The following is a 13,701-nucleotide window of genomic DNA, read 5'->3' as shown; positions in this document are numbered from 1 at the left end:
GTCCCGCGACCTGGCCACGACGACGACGCTAGGGACCGGACGGGCGCGGGTCACGCCTCCCGGCAGTCCCTGTGGAGGAACAGCCCGAGCGATCGCGATGTGCAGGGAGGCCGCGGTCGGACCCGAGTCATCCCGCGGCACGCCACTCGCGCGCCCGGCCGGTAGACTCGACGACCGTGATCGAACGCACCCGCATCGCCGACCTCGCAAGCCTCCCCGACGGCCCCGTCTCCGTGGCCGGATGGGTCGAGACCGTCCGCGATCAGAAGAAGGTGCAGTTCGTCGTCCTCCGCGACGAGAGCGGCGCCGTCCAGCTGGTCAACCCCGCCACCCGTGAAGCCGTCGAGGGTGACGACACCTCCGCCGCGGCCCTCGCCACCACCGAGTCGATCTCGGGCCTGGCGCACGGGTCCTTCATCCACGTCACCGGCACCCTGAAGCACGACGAGCGCGTCAAGCTCGGCGGGCTCGAGGTCAAGGTCGGCACCCTCACCGTGGTCAGCGCCGCCATCCCGGAGACGCCGATCGCCGACGACTCCTCGCTCGACAAGCGGCTCGACTGGCGCTTCCTCGACCTGCGCAACCGCAAGCAGAACCTGATCTTCCGCATCCAGACCACGCTGGAGCACGCGTTCCGCACCTACTGGGTCGAGCGCGACTACATCGAGATCCACACCCCGAAGCTGATGGCGTCGGCGTCCGAGTCGCGCGCCGAGCTCTTCCAGCTCGAGTACTTCGAGACGACCGCGTACCTGGCGCAGTCGCCGCAGAACTTCAAGCAGATGGCGCAGCCCGCGGGCTTCGGTGCCGTGTTCGAGATCGCCGACGCCTTCCGCGCCGACCCGTCGTTCACCTCGCGCCACGCCACCGAGTTCACCAGCGTCGACGCCGAGTTCTCGTGGATCGAGTCGCACGAGGACGTCATGGCGATGCACGAAGAGGTCCTGGTCGCCGGCATCACGGCGGTCAAGGAGAAGTACGGTGACGCGATCCAGGAGGTCTTCGGCTTCGAGCTGCAGGTCCCGTCCACGCCGTTCCCCCGCGTGACCCTGGCCGAGGCGCGCCAGATCGTCGCCGACAGCGGCCACGACGTCGTCCGCGCCGACGGCGACCTCGACCCCGAGGGTGAGCGCCGCGTGTCTGCCTGGGCCAAGGAGCACCACGGCTCCGAGTTCGTCTTCGTCACCGACTACGACGCCTCGATCCGGCCGTACTACCACATGCGTCACGCCGACGACCCGACGCTCACGAACAGCTACGACCTGCTGTTCAACGGCGCCGAGATCTCCACGGGCGCGCAGCGTGAGCACCGCGTCGACGTGCTCACCGCGCAGGCGGAGGAGAAGGGCCTCGACCCCGCCGAGCTCGGCTGGTACCTCGACTTCTTCCGGTACGGCGTCCCGCCGCACGGTGGCTTCGGCATGGGCCTCGCGCGAGTGCTGATGCTCATGCTCGGCGAACCGTCCATCCGCGAGGTCACGTACCTCTTCCGCGGGCCGACGCGCCTCACGCCCTAGGCACTCCGGCGGCGCGGACCGCCCCCGGCGCCGAGCGCCCTCGCACAACAGGAACCGGCTCGAACCACGGACATCCGTGGTTCGAGCCGGTTCTCGTCGTGCAGTGCCACGGTCCACCCGTCGGGGCCGTCGACGCCGGACCGTCACGGAGTCGACGGCCGGGCCGGAGTCACTCCTGCCAGTCGATGGCCGCGCGGCTCGTGACCATGGCGCGGATCTCCGCGGCGGCGGCCTGGTGCTCGGGGTGGAACTGGTACTCGTCGAGCCCGGCGAGGTCGTCGAAGGTCGCCACGACCGCCAGGTCCTGGTTCTTCCCCGGGTACGCCACGTTCTCGACGACCTCGAGCGACCGGATCGACCCGATGACGCCGACGAGACCGGTCAGCAGTTCGCGGACCCGGGCGACGGCGACCGTGCGGTCGAGGTCGTCGCGGAGGGTCCAGGAGACGACGTGACGGATCATGCGCGGGCCTCCGCGAGTTCGATCGCCCGGGCGAGTCGCTCGGCATCAACGTGCCAGTTGCTGTGTACCCGGCCGTCGACGAGCACCACCGGGATGTCCTCGGAGTACTCCTCGCGGAGCGCGTCGTCGTCGAGGATCGAGCGTTCCTGGAGGGTCGTGCCGGGGTGCGCGGACACGACCCGTTCCACGACGGGTCGCGCGTCGTCGCAGAGGTGGCATCCGGGCTTGGTGAGGAGTGTCACGTCGGGCATTGCTCCAGGGTAGCCCGGCGGGCCCTCGGACCGACGAGCGCCCCGGCATCCGCGGATCAGCGGGCATCGGGGCGGATCCGTGTCGCCCGGACCTGCCCCGGGAAATGCGAAAGCCCCGGCGAACCGGGGCTTCTGCGGCAAGTCTTGCGACTTACTTCTTGTTGCGACGCTGGTGGCGCGTCTTGCGAAGGAGCTTGCGGTGCTTCTTCTTCGCCATGCGCTTGCGACGCTTCTTGATGACAGAACCCATGTGGACCTCGCTCGGACTGATGGTGATGTACGGACACCGGGCCGATGAAGCCGCGGAAAATCAACCTGCCCGAGTCTACCGGAGGGCTGTCGCGATGTCGAACGGCGCCGGAACGGACGATGGACGCCCGGGGCGGATGCGTCGGGTCAGCCGACGTCGGCGACGCCGCCGCGGAGCATCTCCGCGACCGCCGACTCGGGGACCCGGAAGGACCGACCGAACCGGATGGCGGGGAGCTCGCCGGCGTGCACCATGCGGTAGACCGTCATCTTGGAGACCCGCATCATCTCGGCGACCTCCGCGACGGTGAGGAAGCGCACGTCGTCGAAACTGCCGGTCATGATCCGCCTTCGGGCTGGCTTGCTTGTTGTGACCTGTGTGGTCTCTGGACACTGTAGAGGCGCGTGAGCCTCGCTGTCCAGCAGCCGGTCAGTCGTCCTCGGGACGCTTGGTGAACCGGCGCCGACTGCGGTCGACGACACGCTCCCAGCCCTGCTGTGCGCCGGTGAACGCGACGGTCGCGCGGTGCGACGCCTCGGCCATGACCCGGCCCAGTTCGGTCCCGACCTCGACGGTCGCCCTGCCACCCGGAGCACCGCGGCGGAACGACACCGGCTGGCCGTCCGGCGTCCACGAGGTCGTGGCCGGGGTGCCGTCGGCGTCCACCGCGTTCGTGAACGGGACGACCCAGTCCTCGATGCCGAGCAAGGGCTCCGGGTCGAGGCGGTAGTAGCGGTGCTGGCCCTCCTCGCGGCTGGTCACGAGTCCGATGTCCCGCAGGACCCGCAGGTGCTTCGACACGGTGGGTTGGCTCACACCGAGCCGCAGGACGAGCTGTCCGACGCTGAGCTCACCGCCGGTCGCGTCCGCCCCGTACGCGGTGAGCAGTTCGCCCAGCAGTGCACGCCGCGTCGGGTCCGCGACGACGCTGAAGATGTCGGCCATGGGGAGAGGCTAACCGCCGCGGTGCGGATGTACCATGACGAACCGTCCCGCCCATGTCCCCGGAGGCATACGATGCTCGACCGCACCGAGCCGGTCCCCGCCCCGGGTCCCGCGTCGGCCCGGCGGCACCCCGGCCGCATCACCACCGCACTGCGGTCCTCGCCCTCCCGCCTGGCGATCCTCGTGTTCATCGTGCTGATCTTCCTGTTCACCGTGCTGTTCATGACGCCGATGGCCACGGCGGACGGCTCGACCACGCACTTCTCCGACGCCCTGTTCACGGCGGCCAGCGTCGTCTGTGTCACCGGACTGGCGACGGTCGACATGGCGACGCACTGGTCCGTCTTCGGCAAGGTCCTGGTCGTGATCGGGACCCAGATCGGTGCGCTCGGGGTGCTCACCTTCGCCTCGATCCTCGGGCTCGTGGTGACCCGTCGGCTGGGCCTCCGCGCCAAGCTCATCGCGGCGGGTGACTCCAACCCGCTGCGCACCCACCACGGCGCCGTCCCGGAAGGGCAGGCGGTCCGGCTCGGCGACGTCGGCACGCTCCTCCTGACCGTCGCAGTGAGCACCCTGTCGATCGAGATCGTCCTCGGCCTGCTGCTGCTGCCGAGCGTCCTGGTGACCGGCATCCCGTTCTGGTCCGCGGTCGGCGACTCGTTCTACTACGCGGCGATGGCGTTCACGAACACGGGGTTCGCTCCGAACGCCGACGGCCTCGACCCGTTCGCGCACGACTACTGGTTCCTCAGCCTGCTCATGGTCGGGGTCGTGGCCGGCTCGATCGGCTTCCCGGTGATCCGCACGCTGACGAAGCAGCTGCGCTCCCCGCGGCGCTGGCCCATCCACGTGAAGCTCACCCTGGTGACGAGCGGCATCCTGCTGCTCGGCGGAGCGGCGACGTACGTCGCGCTCGAGGCCTCGAACCCGGCCACCTTCGGGCAGGAAGGTGCGGGCCGCACGGCATTCCAGGCGCTGTTCCTGTCGACCATGACCCGGTCCGGCGGCTTCTCGCTCGTCGACTTCGACGAGTTGCACGGCTCGAGCCTCCTGGTCACGGACATGCTCATGTTCATCGGTGGCGGCTCCGCCTCCACCGCCGGCGGCATCAAGGTGACCACGCTCGCCGTGCTGTTCCTGGCGGCCGTCGCGGAGGCACGTGGCCGGCAGAGCATGGAGGCGTTCGGCCGGCGCATCCCCAGTGACGTGCTCCGCGTCGCGGTGGCGATCGTCCTGTGGGGCGCGACCATCGTCGCGGTCGCCACGGTCGTGCTGCTGCAGATCACCCACGAACCGCTCGACCGTGTCCTGTTCGAGGTGATCTCGGCGTTCGCCACCTGCGGCCTGTCGTCCGGCGTCTCCTCGGCCCTGCCGGACTCCGGCAAGTACGTGCTCGCGGCCACGATGTTCCTCGGCCGGGTCGGTACAGTGACCATCGCCGCCGCGCTCGCAGCGAGTCAGAGCCGGCAGCTGTTCCGCCGCCCCGAGGAGAGGCCGATCGTTGGCTGACCGAAACCGCACCCACCACCAGCAGGGTCCCGTCAGCCACGACGCCCCGGTGCTGGTCATCGGCCTCGGACGCTTCGGTGCCGCGACCGCCGGGCAGCTCGAGCGACAGGGACGCGACGTCCTGGTCGTCGACACCGACGCTGCCCTGGTGCAGAAGTGGTCGGACCGGGTCACGCACGCGGTGCAGGCCGACGCGACCGACATGGACGCGCTGAAGCAGATCGGTGCGCAGGACTTCGCGATCGCCGTCGTCGGCACCGGATCCGACCTCGAGTCGAGCGTCCTCATCACGGCGAACCTCGTCGACCTCGGCGTGCCCCAGATCTGGGCGAAGGCGATCAGCCGGTCCCACGGGACGATCCTCAACCGCATCGGCGCGAACCACGTGGTCTACCCGGAGCGCGAAGCCGGCGAGCGCACCGCGCACCTGGTGTCCGGCCGGATGCTCGACTTCATCGAGTTCGACGACGACTTCGCCGTGGTCAAGATGTTCCCGCCGCGGGCCGTGCGCGGGCGGGACCTGGCGACGACGGTGATCCGCACGCGCTTCGGGCTGACGGTCCTCGGCATCAAGCCGCCCGGGCAGGCGTTCGTCCCGGCGACCCCGGACAGCGTCATCGGCGAGGACGACGTCATCATCGTCTCCGGCACCGAGACCGACCTCGAGCGGTTCGCCGCGCTCGAGTAGCCGCTCCCGCAGCGACCGGCACGGCTCAGAGCCGGGACAACTCCTCGGCACGGGCGATGGCCGCGCGTGCCGCGTGCTCGAGCGTCCCGGCCAGGTCCGCGTCCTGCAGCACGGCGACGGCACGCTCGGTCGTCCCCTTCGGACTCGTCACCGCGCGCCGCAGGTCCGCGGGCTCGCTGCCGGAACGGGCGAGGAGCTCGACGGCGCCCCGGACGGTGCCCTGGACCATGGTGCGCGCCTGCTCGTGCGTGAACCCGAGGGCCTCGGCGGCCTGCTGCCACTGCTCGACGAGCAGGAAGACGTAGGCGGGGCCGGAGCCGGACACCGCGGACAGGGCGTCGAGCTGCGACTCGGGCACCTCGATGACCTCGCCCGAGACCGCGAACAGCTGCCCGGCCAGCGCCGTGGCGTCCGCGTCCGCCGAGGCACCCGCGCTGATGCCGGTGACGCCGAGGCCGACCCCGATCGGGGTGTTCGGCAACGCCCGGACCACGCGGACCCCCGCCGGGACATGCGCCTCCATGGTCGCGGTGGTCACGCCGACGGCGACGCTGACCACGACCGCCCCCGGCGCCAGGTCGGCGGCGACCTCGTCGAGCAGGTCGACGATGCCGAACGGCTTCACCCCGAGCACGACGAGTCCGGCGCCGCGGACGGCGGCCCGGTTGGCGTCCGCGTCCGTCTCGGTCGCCGAGGCATCGAGCCCGGAAACGCGGTGGGCCGCCGCGGAGGACTCCGAACGGGTGGTCAGCACGACGGTGTCCGACGCCACCCCGGACGCCAGGAGCCCCTGCAGGACCGCGCCGGACATGGAGCCGACGCCGAGCATGGCGACGCGGGGCAGTTCGATGGTCATGGCCTCCAACCTAGCGACCGGTGGCAGCCTAGGATCGTGGTCCAGGTCGGGTGAGAGAAGGGGTCGGACTGCCACATGAGCGCTTCCGGAGGGACGAAGGCGATCTTCGCCGCACTCGGTGCGAACATCGGGATCGCGATCGTGAAGTTCATCGCCGCCGCGATCAGCGGATCCGCGTCGATGCTCGCCGAAGGGGTGCACTCCCTCGCGGACTCCGCGAACCAGCTGCTCCTCCTGCTCGGTGGGCGCCAGGCGAAGAAGGCCGCTGACGAGGAGCACCCGTTCGGCCACGGCCGTGAGCGCTACGTCTCCGCGTTCGTCGTCTCGATCGTGCTGTTCTCGGTCGGCGGCGTGTTCTCGCTCTACGAGGGCATCGAGAAGTTCACCCACCCGCACCCGCTCGAGAACTGGTGGCTGCCGATGGTGGTGCTCGTGATCGCGATCGGACTCGAGGGCTTCTCGCTCCGGACCGCCCTCAAGGAAGCCGCACCGCAGAAGGGCGGCCAGTCCTGGATCCAGTTCGTCCGACGCGCCAAGGCCCCGGAACTGCCGGTCGTCATGCTCGAGGACACCGCGGCCCTCATCGGCCTGGTCTTCGCACTGTTCGGCGTCGGTCTGACCGCACTCACCGGCGACGGCGTGTTCGACGCGATCGGCACGGTGCTGATCGCGGTGCTCCTCATCGCGGTGGCCCTCGTGCTCGGTGTCGAGACGAAGAGCCTCCTGGTCGGCGAGGGTGCCAGCGCCGGCGACGTCACCCGCATCAAGCAGGCGGTGCTCGACGGCCCGGAGGTCGACTCGATCATCCACCTCAAGACCCTCTACCTGGGCCCGGAGGAGCTGATGGTCGGCGTCAAGGTCGCCGTCGACGGCGACCGCCGCCTGGGTGACGTCGCGGCGGGCATCGACACCGTGGAGCAGCGGGTCCGTGCAGCCGTCCCGATCGCCCGGGTCATCTACATCGAGCCCGACGTCCGCCACGACGGTCCGCACCCGAGCACCGAGGCGATCGTCCTGCGCGCAGCCGACTGAGGGAGACGCCCCAGGCTGGCTCTCCGGTCAGCGGCTCGCTCGGCGGTCAGCGCCGCTCGGCGGTCAGCGCCGCTCGGCGAAGAACGCGTCGAGGACCGCGGCGCACTCGTCCTCGAGCACGCCGGCGACCACCTCGGCGCGGTGCGGCAGGCGCCGGTCCCGCGCGATGTCGTACACGCTGCCGCTCGCCCCGGCCTTCGGGTCCCAGGCACCGAAGACGATCCGGGGCACCCGTGCCGCGAGGGCGGCACCCGCACACATCGGGCACGGCTCGAGCGTGACGACCAGGGTGTGCTCGGCCAGGTGCCAGTCGCCGGTGACCGCCGCGGCCGCGCGGAGCGCCAGGACCTCGGCGTGTGCGGTCGGGTCCTGGCGGGCCTGACGTTCGTTCCGGCCGACCGCGACCACCGCACCGGAGGCGTCGAGGACGACGGCACCGACCGGCACGTCGTCGGTCGCCAGGCAGGCGCGGGCCTCGGCCAGGGCGCGCTCCATCGCGGGGACGAAGGGGCGGTGCGCCGGGTGGTCCACGGGTGCTCCGATCGTCCGCTGGGACCGCGACCGACGGGAGGGGTGCGGCACGGTACGCTCGACCCTATGCGAGTCCACGTCGCCGACCACCCGCTCATCACCCACAAGCTCTCGGTGCTCCGCGACCGGACCACTCCCTCCCCCACGTTCCGCGCCCTGACCGAGGAACTCGTCACGCTCCTGGCGTACGAGGCCACGCGCAACGTCCGGGTGACGGCCACGCCGATCACCACGCCGGTCGCACAGACGATGGGCGTCGCGATCGCGAAGCCGCGTCCGCTCGTCGTGCCGATCCTCCGTGCCGGACTCGGCATGCTCGAGGGCATGGTCAAGCTGGTCCCCACGGCCGAGGTCGGGTTCCTGGGCATGGCCCGGAACGAAGTGACCTTCGAGCCGCAGACCTACGCCGAGCGTCTGCCCGACGACCTGTCGAACCGACAGTGCTTCGTGCTCGACCCGATGCTCGCGACCGGCGGCACCCTCGCCGCGGCGATCGACTTCCTCTTCGCCCGTGGCGCCGTCGACGTGACCTGCGTCTGCATCCTCGGCGCTCCCGAGGGCCTCGCGGCGCTCGAGACGGCCGTCGGTGACCGTGACGTGACCATCGTCCTGGGCGCGCTCGACGAACGGCTCGACGAGAACGGCTACATCGTGCCGGGTCTCGGCGATGCCGGCGACCGCCTCTACGGCCTGGCCGAGTAGCCGCCGCACCACGCTCCTGACGGGAGGCTCCCCACCGGACCGGTGGGGAGCCTCCCGTCAGTCGTTGCACCACTGTCCACATCCGCCACCGTCCGTGCGAACGGTTGACACGGCGTTGGTATACCGCCGATACTCGTGCCATGACTGCAACCGTGTCCACTCGCGCCCTCCACGAGGCCTCGGGGACCGTCGGCATGATGATGCCGACCACGGCGGTCATGCGTTGTCGAATGTGTGCCTGATCGGTACCCGTTCCAGCCGGATCCCCCGCGACACCACCCCCGTCGCGCGCGCGTGATCCCCCGGTGACGATCCCGTCGACGACGCGCACCACCGTCGCGAGGTCGGACCCCGCTCCCCCGGATCCGCCCCGGTCCCCCACGGACCGCAGGGCGTCTCGACGACCGCTGTCCCAGTGACCGCCGACGCCGTCGCCGATCCGGGCCGACGCATTCGACACCGGCCGATGCACCACATCCCGCTCGGCCCCTGCACCACCCGGAGACCGCACCATGTCGCTCACCATCGCCCAGCCCCGCACCCCCGCCCTCCGGACCGCCACGCCGGCGACGACCGACCTCGGCAGCGTGACGCCGATCCGCGGCGGTCGCCCGTCGGCTGCACCGGCACAGCCCGTCCGCCCGGCCGCCGCGGACTCGGCCGTCCCGACCAGCCCGGCCGTGGCGGCACCACGCAACCGCGCGCTGCCGGAGGGCACCGAGGCGCGTGGGTTCGCCCTCTACGTCGGTCTCGACGAGGCCGCTGCGGCTGCCGCGGGCACCACGCTCGCCGCGGTCGTCGAGCAGCTCAAGGCCCTGACCGCCCAGCTCGTGCCGTCCGCCCAGACGTACGCAGCCGTCGCCGTCGCCGCGGAGGGCTCCGGCGGGCGGGACGTCGACGTGGTCCGTCTGGCCCTGCAGGACCGCTCGGCGGTCGCGGCGCGCAAGCAGACCGAGAAGCCCGAACCGGAGGAGACGGGGGTCGTCATCGACATCTCCCGCAAGCGCGTCGTCCTCGACGGGGAAGCGGCCCCGCTGACCTTCAAGGAGTTCGAGCTCCTGCAGTTCCTGGTCCTCCGCGAGGGTCGCACGGTCGACCGTTCGGCGATCATCGAGGGCCTGTGGTCCGACGGCGAGGACGAGGCCCCGAACGAGCGCACCATCGACGTGCACGTCCGCCGACTCCGGTCGAAGCTGGGCGCCTTCGAGGAGATCGTCCGCACCGTCCGCGGGGTCGGGTACCGCTTCGACCGGCACGCCGACGTCTCCGTGCGGTACGCGTCCACCCCGTCGCCCGACCTCTCCTGAACCGGTTCTCGCGCGCCGATCGGACAACTCGCAGGATTCGACGGCGAGGCGGCCTTCCCCAGCGTTACCGCACCGTTATACAGTCGGTCGTGCAGACGGTGTTTGCTGTGGCACCGGCTGTGGAATGTGATTGCAGGAATCTCTTGGTGCAAGGGAGCGGGCCGGTCGTCCACCAGGACGACCGGCCCGCGTTCTGTGTCCGACCCCGTCGGTAGGGTGGTGGTCCACCAGACGGAGGGAAAGACCCGTGAGCGATCACCGCACCGAGAAGGCCACCGCGGTCGCGGCATGGGAGTCGTTGTTCCGCGCCCAGGTCACCGTGATGCGGAACCTCAACACGGAGTTCCCCTCCGCCGAGATCTCGTTCAACGAGTACGACGTGTGCTTCAACCTGTCGACGCAGCCCGGTCGCCGGTGCCGGATGCGCGACCTCACCGGCCACCTCTTGCTCACGCAGCCGAGCGTCAGCCGCCTGGTCGACCGACTCGCCGCGAAGGGCATCGTCGAGAAGCAGCCCGACCCGACCGACGCCCGCGGGGTGATCGTCGCCCTCACGCCGCACGGCTTCGACGTGTACCGGACCGTCGCGGTGCAGCACGCCTCGACCATCGCGGCCCAGGTCGGCGCCGGTCTCGACGACGCCGAACTCCGGACGCTCGCCGAGCTCTGCACCAAGCTCCGTGTCGCCGCTGCGGCGACCACGCCGACCCGTCGTTCCGTGGGGGCCCCGGCGTGAGCGGCGACGACGCCGGCAGGGCGGGTCCCGGCGGCTCGGTCGTCTGGCTGCGCGACGACCTCCGCCTCGCCGACAACCCGGCGCTCCGGTCCGCGACCGACCGCGGCGGCCCGGTCACGGTCGTCTACGTCCTCGACGAGCAGAGCGACGGCATCCGGCCGTTCGGCGCCGCGGCACGCTGGTGGCTCCACCGATCCTTGTCCGCCCTGGACGCCGACCTGCGCGGGTACGGCTCCAGACTCGTCCTGCGCCGTGGTCCGGCGGCCGAGGTCATCCCCTCCCTCGTGCAGGAGTCCGGGGCCGGCGCGGTGTTCTGGAACCGCCGGTACGGCCCGGTGGAGCGGGAGCTCGACGCGGGCATCAAGTCGGGTCTCATCGCCAGCGGCATCGAGGCGCACAGCGCAGCGGCGAACCTGCTCTGGGAGCCCTGGACGGTCCTCAGCGGCAAGGGCGAACCGTTCAAGGTCTTCACGCCCTTCTGGCGCGCGGCGCAGGCGATGCCCGAGCCCCGGCACCCCTGGGCCGAGCCGGACACCATCGCGGCGCCGCACGACGTGGCCTCCGACAGCCTCGACGACTGGGGTCTGCTGCCGACGACGCCCGACTGGGCCGGTGGCATGCGTGACGCCTGGACGCCGGGCGAGCAGGGCGCGTCGGACCGTCTCGAACGGTTCGTCGACGAGGCCCTCGCCGACTACGACCAGCGCGACGAACCGGCCCAGGCCGCGACGAGCAGCCTGTCCCCGCACCTGCGCTGGGGCGAGATCAGCCCCTACCAGGTCTGGCACCGGATGCACGAGACGCTCGAGCCCGACCAGCGTCGTGCAGCACCGGCGTTCCTCCGCCAGCTCGCGTGGCGGGAGTTCAACTGGAACGAGTACTTCCACTGCGACGACATCGCCCGGACGAACGTCCGGCGTGAGTTCGACGCGTTCCCGTGGCGTGACGCGTCCGAGTCGGAGCTCGACCGCTGGCGGCACGGTACGACGGGCTTCGACCTGGTCGACGCCGGCATGCGCGAGCTCTGGCACACCGGCGCCATGCACAACCGCGTCCGCTTGGCCACGGCGAGCTTCCTCGTGAAGAACCTGCTCGTGGACTGGCGCATCGGGGAGCAGTGGTTCTGGGACACCCTGGTCGACGCCGACGCCGCCAACAACGCGGCGAACTGGCAGTGGGTCGCCGGCTCGGGCTTCGACGCGGCGCCGTACTTCCGCGTGTTCAACCCGGACCGCCAGCTCGAGCGGTTCGACCCGCACCGGGAGTACGTCCGGCGCTGGGTCCCGGCCGACGAGGACCGCCCGGAACCCATGGTCGACCTCAAGGCCACACGGCAGCGTGCGCTCGACGCCTACGCCGAGATGCGGCGCGCATGACCCGGCCGTCCTCGGCGGCGATCGACGCCGTCGATGCCCTGCACCGGCAGCGCGTGGCCGACGGCATCGCCCCGAGCAGTGTCTGGGGCGTGTTCGACCGCGACGGCCTCGTCGCCTCCGGTGGCGCCGGTGACCGCGGGGACGGCACCGCGCCGGACGCGGACACCGTGTACCGGATCGCCTCGTGCACGAAGAGCGTCACCGCCACGGCCCTTCTCGGTCTCGTCGCGGACGGGCTGCTGTCGCTCGACGCTCCCGTCACCGACTTCGTGCCGGCGTTCCGGTCCGTCGCCCTGCCGACGGCGGACTCCCCCGTGCCCTCGGTCCGGATGCTCCTGACGATGTCCGCGGGCTTCCCGACCGACGACCCCTGGGGTGACCGGCAGGAGAACATCTCCGACGACGACCTCGACGACGTCCTGCGGGCCGGACTGCTCTTCGACTCGGTGCCGGGCACGCGCTTCGCCTACTCGAACCTCGGCTACGCGCTGCTCGGTCGGGTGGTCGCCGTCGCCGCCGGCGCACCGTTCACCACGGTCGCCACCGAGCGGGTCCTGCGCCCGCTCGGGCTCGACGACACGGTCTTCGCCGCGGCGGACGCCCGAGGGCACGTGGTGACCGGTCATCGACGGCACGGCTCCGACTGGGAGGCCCTGACGACGCCCGGGCCCGGGGCGTTCTCACCGATCGGCGGGCTGTTCTCCACCGTGCGCGACCTCGCCCGGTGGGGTTCCTGGCTCGCTGCCGCGTTCGACGGCACCACGCCCCCGTTCCCGACACGCACGGCGCCGCCGGGGTCGTCCGCCGTCGTCGCGGCACCGGTGCCGCTCGACACGACCGGGCGCCGGGCCATGCAGCAGGCGATGCGGATGGTGCCGGGCGAGGCCATGCCCGGTTCGAGCCGGGCGACCGGGTACGGCTTCGGGCTGTTCGTCGAGCACGACCCCGTCGTCGGGTCGATCGTGTCGCACTCGGGCGGGTACCCGGGCTTCTCGGCTCACATGCGCTGGTCGGCGTCGCGCGGGATCGGGGTCGTCGCGTTCGAGAACGCGACGCAGGCGAAGGTCTCGGTGGCCGCGACACGAGCGCACGACCTCGTCCTGACGGACGTCCTGTCAGCGGGCGGCGAGTCGATCACCGTCGGCAGCGCCGACCTCCCGTCCGGGCCCGCACCGACCCTGCCCGCTCCGGCGGTGGCGGCGAGCCCGGTGTTGCCGGAGACGCGAGCGGCGCAGCATGCCGTGCGGCGCCTCCTGGCCGACTGGGACGACGACCGTGCCGCGCTGGTCTGCACGCCGAACGTGCCGCTGGACGTGCCGTGGGACCGCCGACGTGCCGCCCTCGCCGCCGCGGTCGACGCCGTGGGTGCGGACCTCGGCGCGGATCCCGTGGCGGAGGAGTCGGGCACCCCGACGCACCTGCGGTGGTGGCTGCCCGGGGAGCGCAGCCGCCTGCGGGTCGAGATCCGGCTCGCGCCGCTGGCTGCCGGTCTGGTCCAGACGTTGACCGTCCGCGCGGAGCCGACGCCCGCCTGACCG

General features: G+C 71.6%; 16 protein-coding genes. 9 read left to right on the top strand and 7 right to left on the bottom strand.

The genetic code is table 11. The features are described from left to right. The first annotated feature begins 176 nt into the window (after positions 1 to 176). Complete coding sequence (gene aspS / locus E9228_RS13205) at positions 177 to 1,517, top strand: aspartate--tRNA(Asn) ligase (protein ID WP_166781016.1); 1,341 nt, start codon at positions 177 to 179, stop codon at positions 1,515 to 1,517. 169 nt (positions 1,518 to 1,686) lie between these two features. Here aspS and E9228_RS13200 read toward each other — a convergent pair whose 3' ends face one another. The 5 genes from E9228_RS13200 to E9228_RS17625 form a co-directional block, all read right to left on the bottom strand. Beyond that, entirely contained in the window at positions 1,687 to 1,980 is a 294-nt protein-coding gene (locus tag E9228_RS13200; protein WP_166781015.1) for a Dabb family protein, read from the bottom strand. Next, the gene (locus E9228_RS13195; protein ID WP_166781014.1) at positions 1,977 to 2,231 is read right to left on the bottom strand and encodes a glutaredoxin family protein; all 255 of its coding nucleotides are present in this window, start codon (positions 2,229 to 2,231) and stop codon (positions 1,977 to 1,979) included. The genes E9228_RS13200 and E9228_RS13195 overlap by 4 nt, the downstream gene beginning before the upstream one ends. A gap of 151 nt (positions 2,232 to 2,382) precedes the next feature. Continuing rightward, positions 2,383 to 2,481, bottom strand: coding sequence for a 30S ribosomal protein bS22 (locus tag E9228_RS13190; protein WP_003792170.1), 99 nt, complete (start codon positions 2,479 to 2,481; stop codon positions 2,383 to 2,385). Positions 2,482 to 2,627: 146 nt separating this feature from the next. Then, positions 2,628 to 2,822: a helix-turn-helix domain-containing protein gene (locus E9228_RS13185; RefSeq protein WP_055954473.1), complete on the bottom strand. Its 195-nt coding sequence runs from the start codon at positions 2,820 to 2,822 to the stop codon at positions 2,628 to 2,630. 88 nt (positions 2,823 to 2,910) lie between these two features. After that, positions 2,911 to 3,426, bottom strand: a complete 516-nt coding sequence (locus E9228_RS17625) for a metalloregulator ArsR/SmtB family transcription factor (protein WP_166781013.1) — start codon at positions 3,424 to 3,426, stop codon at positions 2,911 to 2,913. Between the two features lie 72 nt (positions 3,427 to 3,498). Here E9228_RS17625 and E9228_RS13175 point away from each other — a divergent pair, with 72 nt between their 5' ends. Continuing rightward, the gene (locus tag E9228_RS13175) at positions 3,499 to 4,935 is read left to right on the top strand and encodes a TrkH family potassium uptake protein (RefSeq protein WP_166781012.1); all 1,437 of its coding nucleotides are present in this window, start codon (positions 3,499 to 3,501) and stop codon (positions 4,933 to 4,935) included. Beyond that, positions 4,928 to 5,623: a potassium channel family protein gene (locus E9228_RS13170; protein ID WP_208386165.1), complete on the top strand. Its 696-nt coding sequence runs from the start codon at positions 4,928 to 4,930 to the stop codon at positions 5,621 to 5,623. The genes E9228_RS13175 and E9228_RS13170 overlap by 8 nt, the downstream gene beginning before the upstream one ends. Before the next feature lie 25 nt (positions 5,624 to 5,648). Here E9228_RS13170 and proC read toward each other — a convergent pair whose 3' ends face one another. Then, a complete protein-coding gene (gene proC / locus E9228_RS13165; protein WP_166781011.1) occupies positions 5,649 to 6,479 on the bottom strand; it encodes a pyrroline-5-carboxylate reductase in 831 nt (276 codons plus the stop codon). 75 nt (positions 6,480 to 6,554) lie between these two features. Here proC and E9228_RS13160 point away from each other — a divergent pair, with 75 nt between their 5' ends. Further along, positions 6,555 to 7,511 (top strand): cation diffusion facilitator family transporter, encoded by a 957-nt coding sequence (locus E9228_RS13160; RefSeq protein WP_166781010.1) that lies wholly within the window; start codon positions 6,555 to 6,557, stop codon positions 7,509 to 7,511. 63 nt (positions 7,512 to 7,574) lie between these two features. On the opposite strand, the gene E9228_RS13155 is transcribed toward E9228_RS13160, so the two are convergent. Then, positions 7,575 to 8,006: a nucleoside deaminase gene (locus E9228_RS13155; protein WP_166781328.1), complete on the bottom strand. Its 432-nt coding sequence runs from the start codon at positions 8,004 to 8,006 to the stop codon at positions 7,575 to 7,577. Positions 8,007 to 8,108: 102 nt separating this feature from the next. Between E9228_RS13155 and upp the strand changes: the two genes are divergently transcribed. From upp to E9228_RS13130, 5 genes are all read left to right on the top strand, one after another. Beyond that, positions 8,109 to 8,744, top strand: coding sequence for a uracil phosphoribosyltransferase (gene upp, locus E9228_RS13150; protein ID WP_166781009.1), 636 nt, complete (start codon positions 8,109 to 8,111; stop codon positions 8,742 to 8,744). Between the two features lie 512 nt (positions 8,745 to 9,256). Then, positions 9,257 to 10,051, top strand: coding sequence for a winged helix-turn-helix domain-containing protein (locus E9228_RS13145; RefSeq protein ID WP_166781008.1), 795 nt, complete (start codon positions 9,257 to 9,259; stop codon positions 10,049 to 10,051). 247 nt (positions 10,052 to 10,298) lie between these two features. Next, a complete protein-coding gene (locus E9228_RS13140; RefSeq protein ID WP_341849890.1) occupies positions 10,299 to 10,787 on the top strand; it encodes a MarR family winged helix-turn-helix transcriptional regulator in 489 nt (162 codons plus the stop codon). Next, positions 10,784 to 12,163: an FAD-binding domain-containing protein gene (locus tag E9228_RS13135; protein WP_166781007.1), complete on the top strand. Its 1,380-nt coding sequence runs from the start codon at positions 10,784 to 10,786 to the stop codon at positions 12,161 to 12,163. Before E9228_RS13140 ends, E9228_RS13135 begins: the two co-directional genes overlap by 4 nt. Then, positions 12,160 to 13,698 carry a serine hydrolase domain-containing protein gene (locus E9228_RS13130; RefSeq protein ID WP_166781006.1) on the top strand — a complete coding sequence of 513 codons (1,539 nt, stop codon included), beginning with the start codon at positions 12,160 to 12,162 and terminating at the stop codon, positions 13,696 to 13,698. Before E9228_RS13135 ends, E9228_RS13130 begins: the two co-directional genes overlap by 4 nt. Positions 13,699 to 13,701: the final 3 nt, after the last annotated feature.

The sequence above is a fragment of the Curtobacterium salicis genome, from assembly GCF_011759505.1.
In the GTDB taxonomy this organism is placed as follows: Bacteria; Actinomycetota; Actinomycetes; order Actinomycetales; family Microbacteriaceae; genus Curtobacterium; species Curtobacterium salicis.
Note: the sequence above shows the minus strand (reverse complement) of the source record. Positions and strands in the feature narration are given on the sequence as shown.

Bases quoted from the DNA above. Each gene is read 5' to 3' on its own strand.
- E9228_RS13200 (WP_166781015.1), bottom strand. From the start codon at position 1,980: ATGATCCGTCACGTCGTCTCCTGGACCCTCCGCGACGACCTCGACCGC.
- E9228_RS13195 (WP_166781014.1), bottom strand. From the start codon at position 2,231: ATGCCCGACGTGACACTCCTCACCAAGCCCGGATGCCACCTCTGCGAC.
- E9228_RS13190 (WP_003792170.1), bottom strand. From the start codon at position 2,481: ATGGGTTCTGTCATCAAGAAGCGTCGCAAGCGCATGGCGAAGAAGAAG.
- E9228_RS13185 (WP_055954473.1), bottom strand. From the start codon at position 2,822: ATGACCGGCAGTTTCGACGACGTGCGCTTCCTCACCGTCGCGGAGGTC.
- E9228_RS17625 (WP_166781013.1), bottom strand. From the start codon at position 3,426: ATGGCCGACATCTTCAGCGTCGTCGCGGACCCGACGCGGCGTGCACTG.
- E9228_RS13175 (WP_166781012.1), top strand. From the start codon at position 3,499: ATGCTCGACCGCACCGAGCCGGTCCCCGCCCCGGGTCCCGCGTCGGCC.
- proC (WP_166781011.1), bottom strand. From the start codon at position 6,479: ATGACCATCGAACTGCCCCGCGTCGCCATGCTCGGCGTCGGCTCCATG.
- E9228_RS13160 (WP_166781010.1), top strand. From the start codon at position 6,555: ATGAGCGCTTCCGGAGGGACGAAGGCGATCTTCGCCGCACTCGGTGCG.
- E9228_RS13155 (WP_166781328.1), bottom strand. From the start codon at position 8,006: ATGGAGCGCGCCCTGGCCGAGGCCCGCGCCTGCCTGGCGACCGACGAC.
- upp (WP_166781009.1), top strand. From the start codon at position 8,109: ATGCGAGTCCACGTCGCCGACCACCCGCTCATCACCCACAAGCTCTCG.
- E9228_RS13145 (WP_166781008.1), top strand. From the start codon at position 9,257: ATGTCGCTCACCATCGCCCAGCCCCGCACCCCCGCCCTCCGGACCGCC.
- E9228_RS13130 (WP_166781006.1), top strand. From the start codon at position 12,160: ATGACCCGGCCGTCCTCGGCGGCGATCGACGCCGTCGATGCCCTGCAC.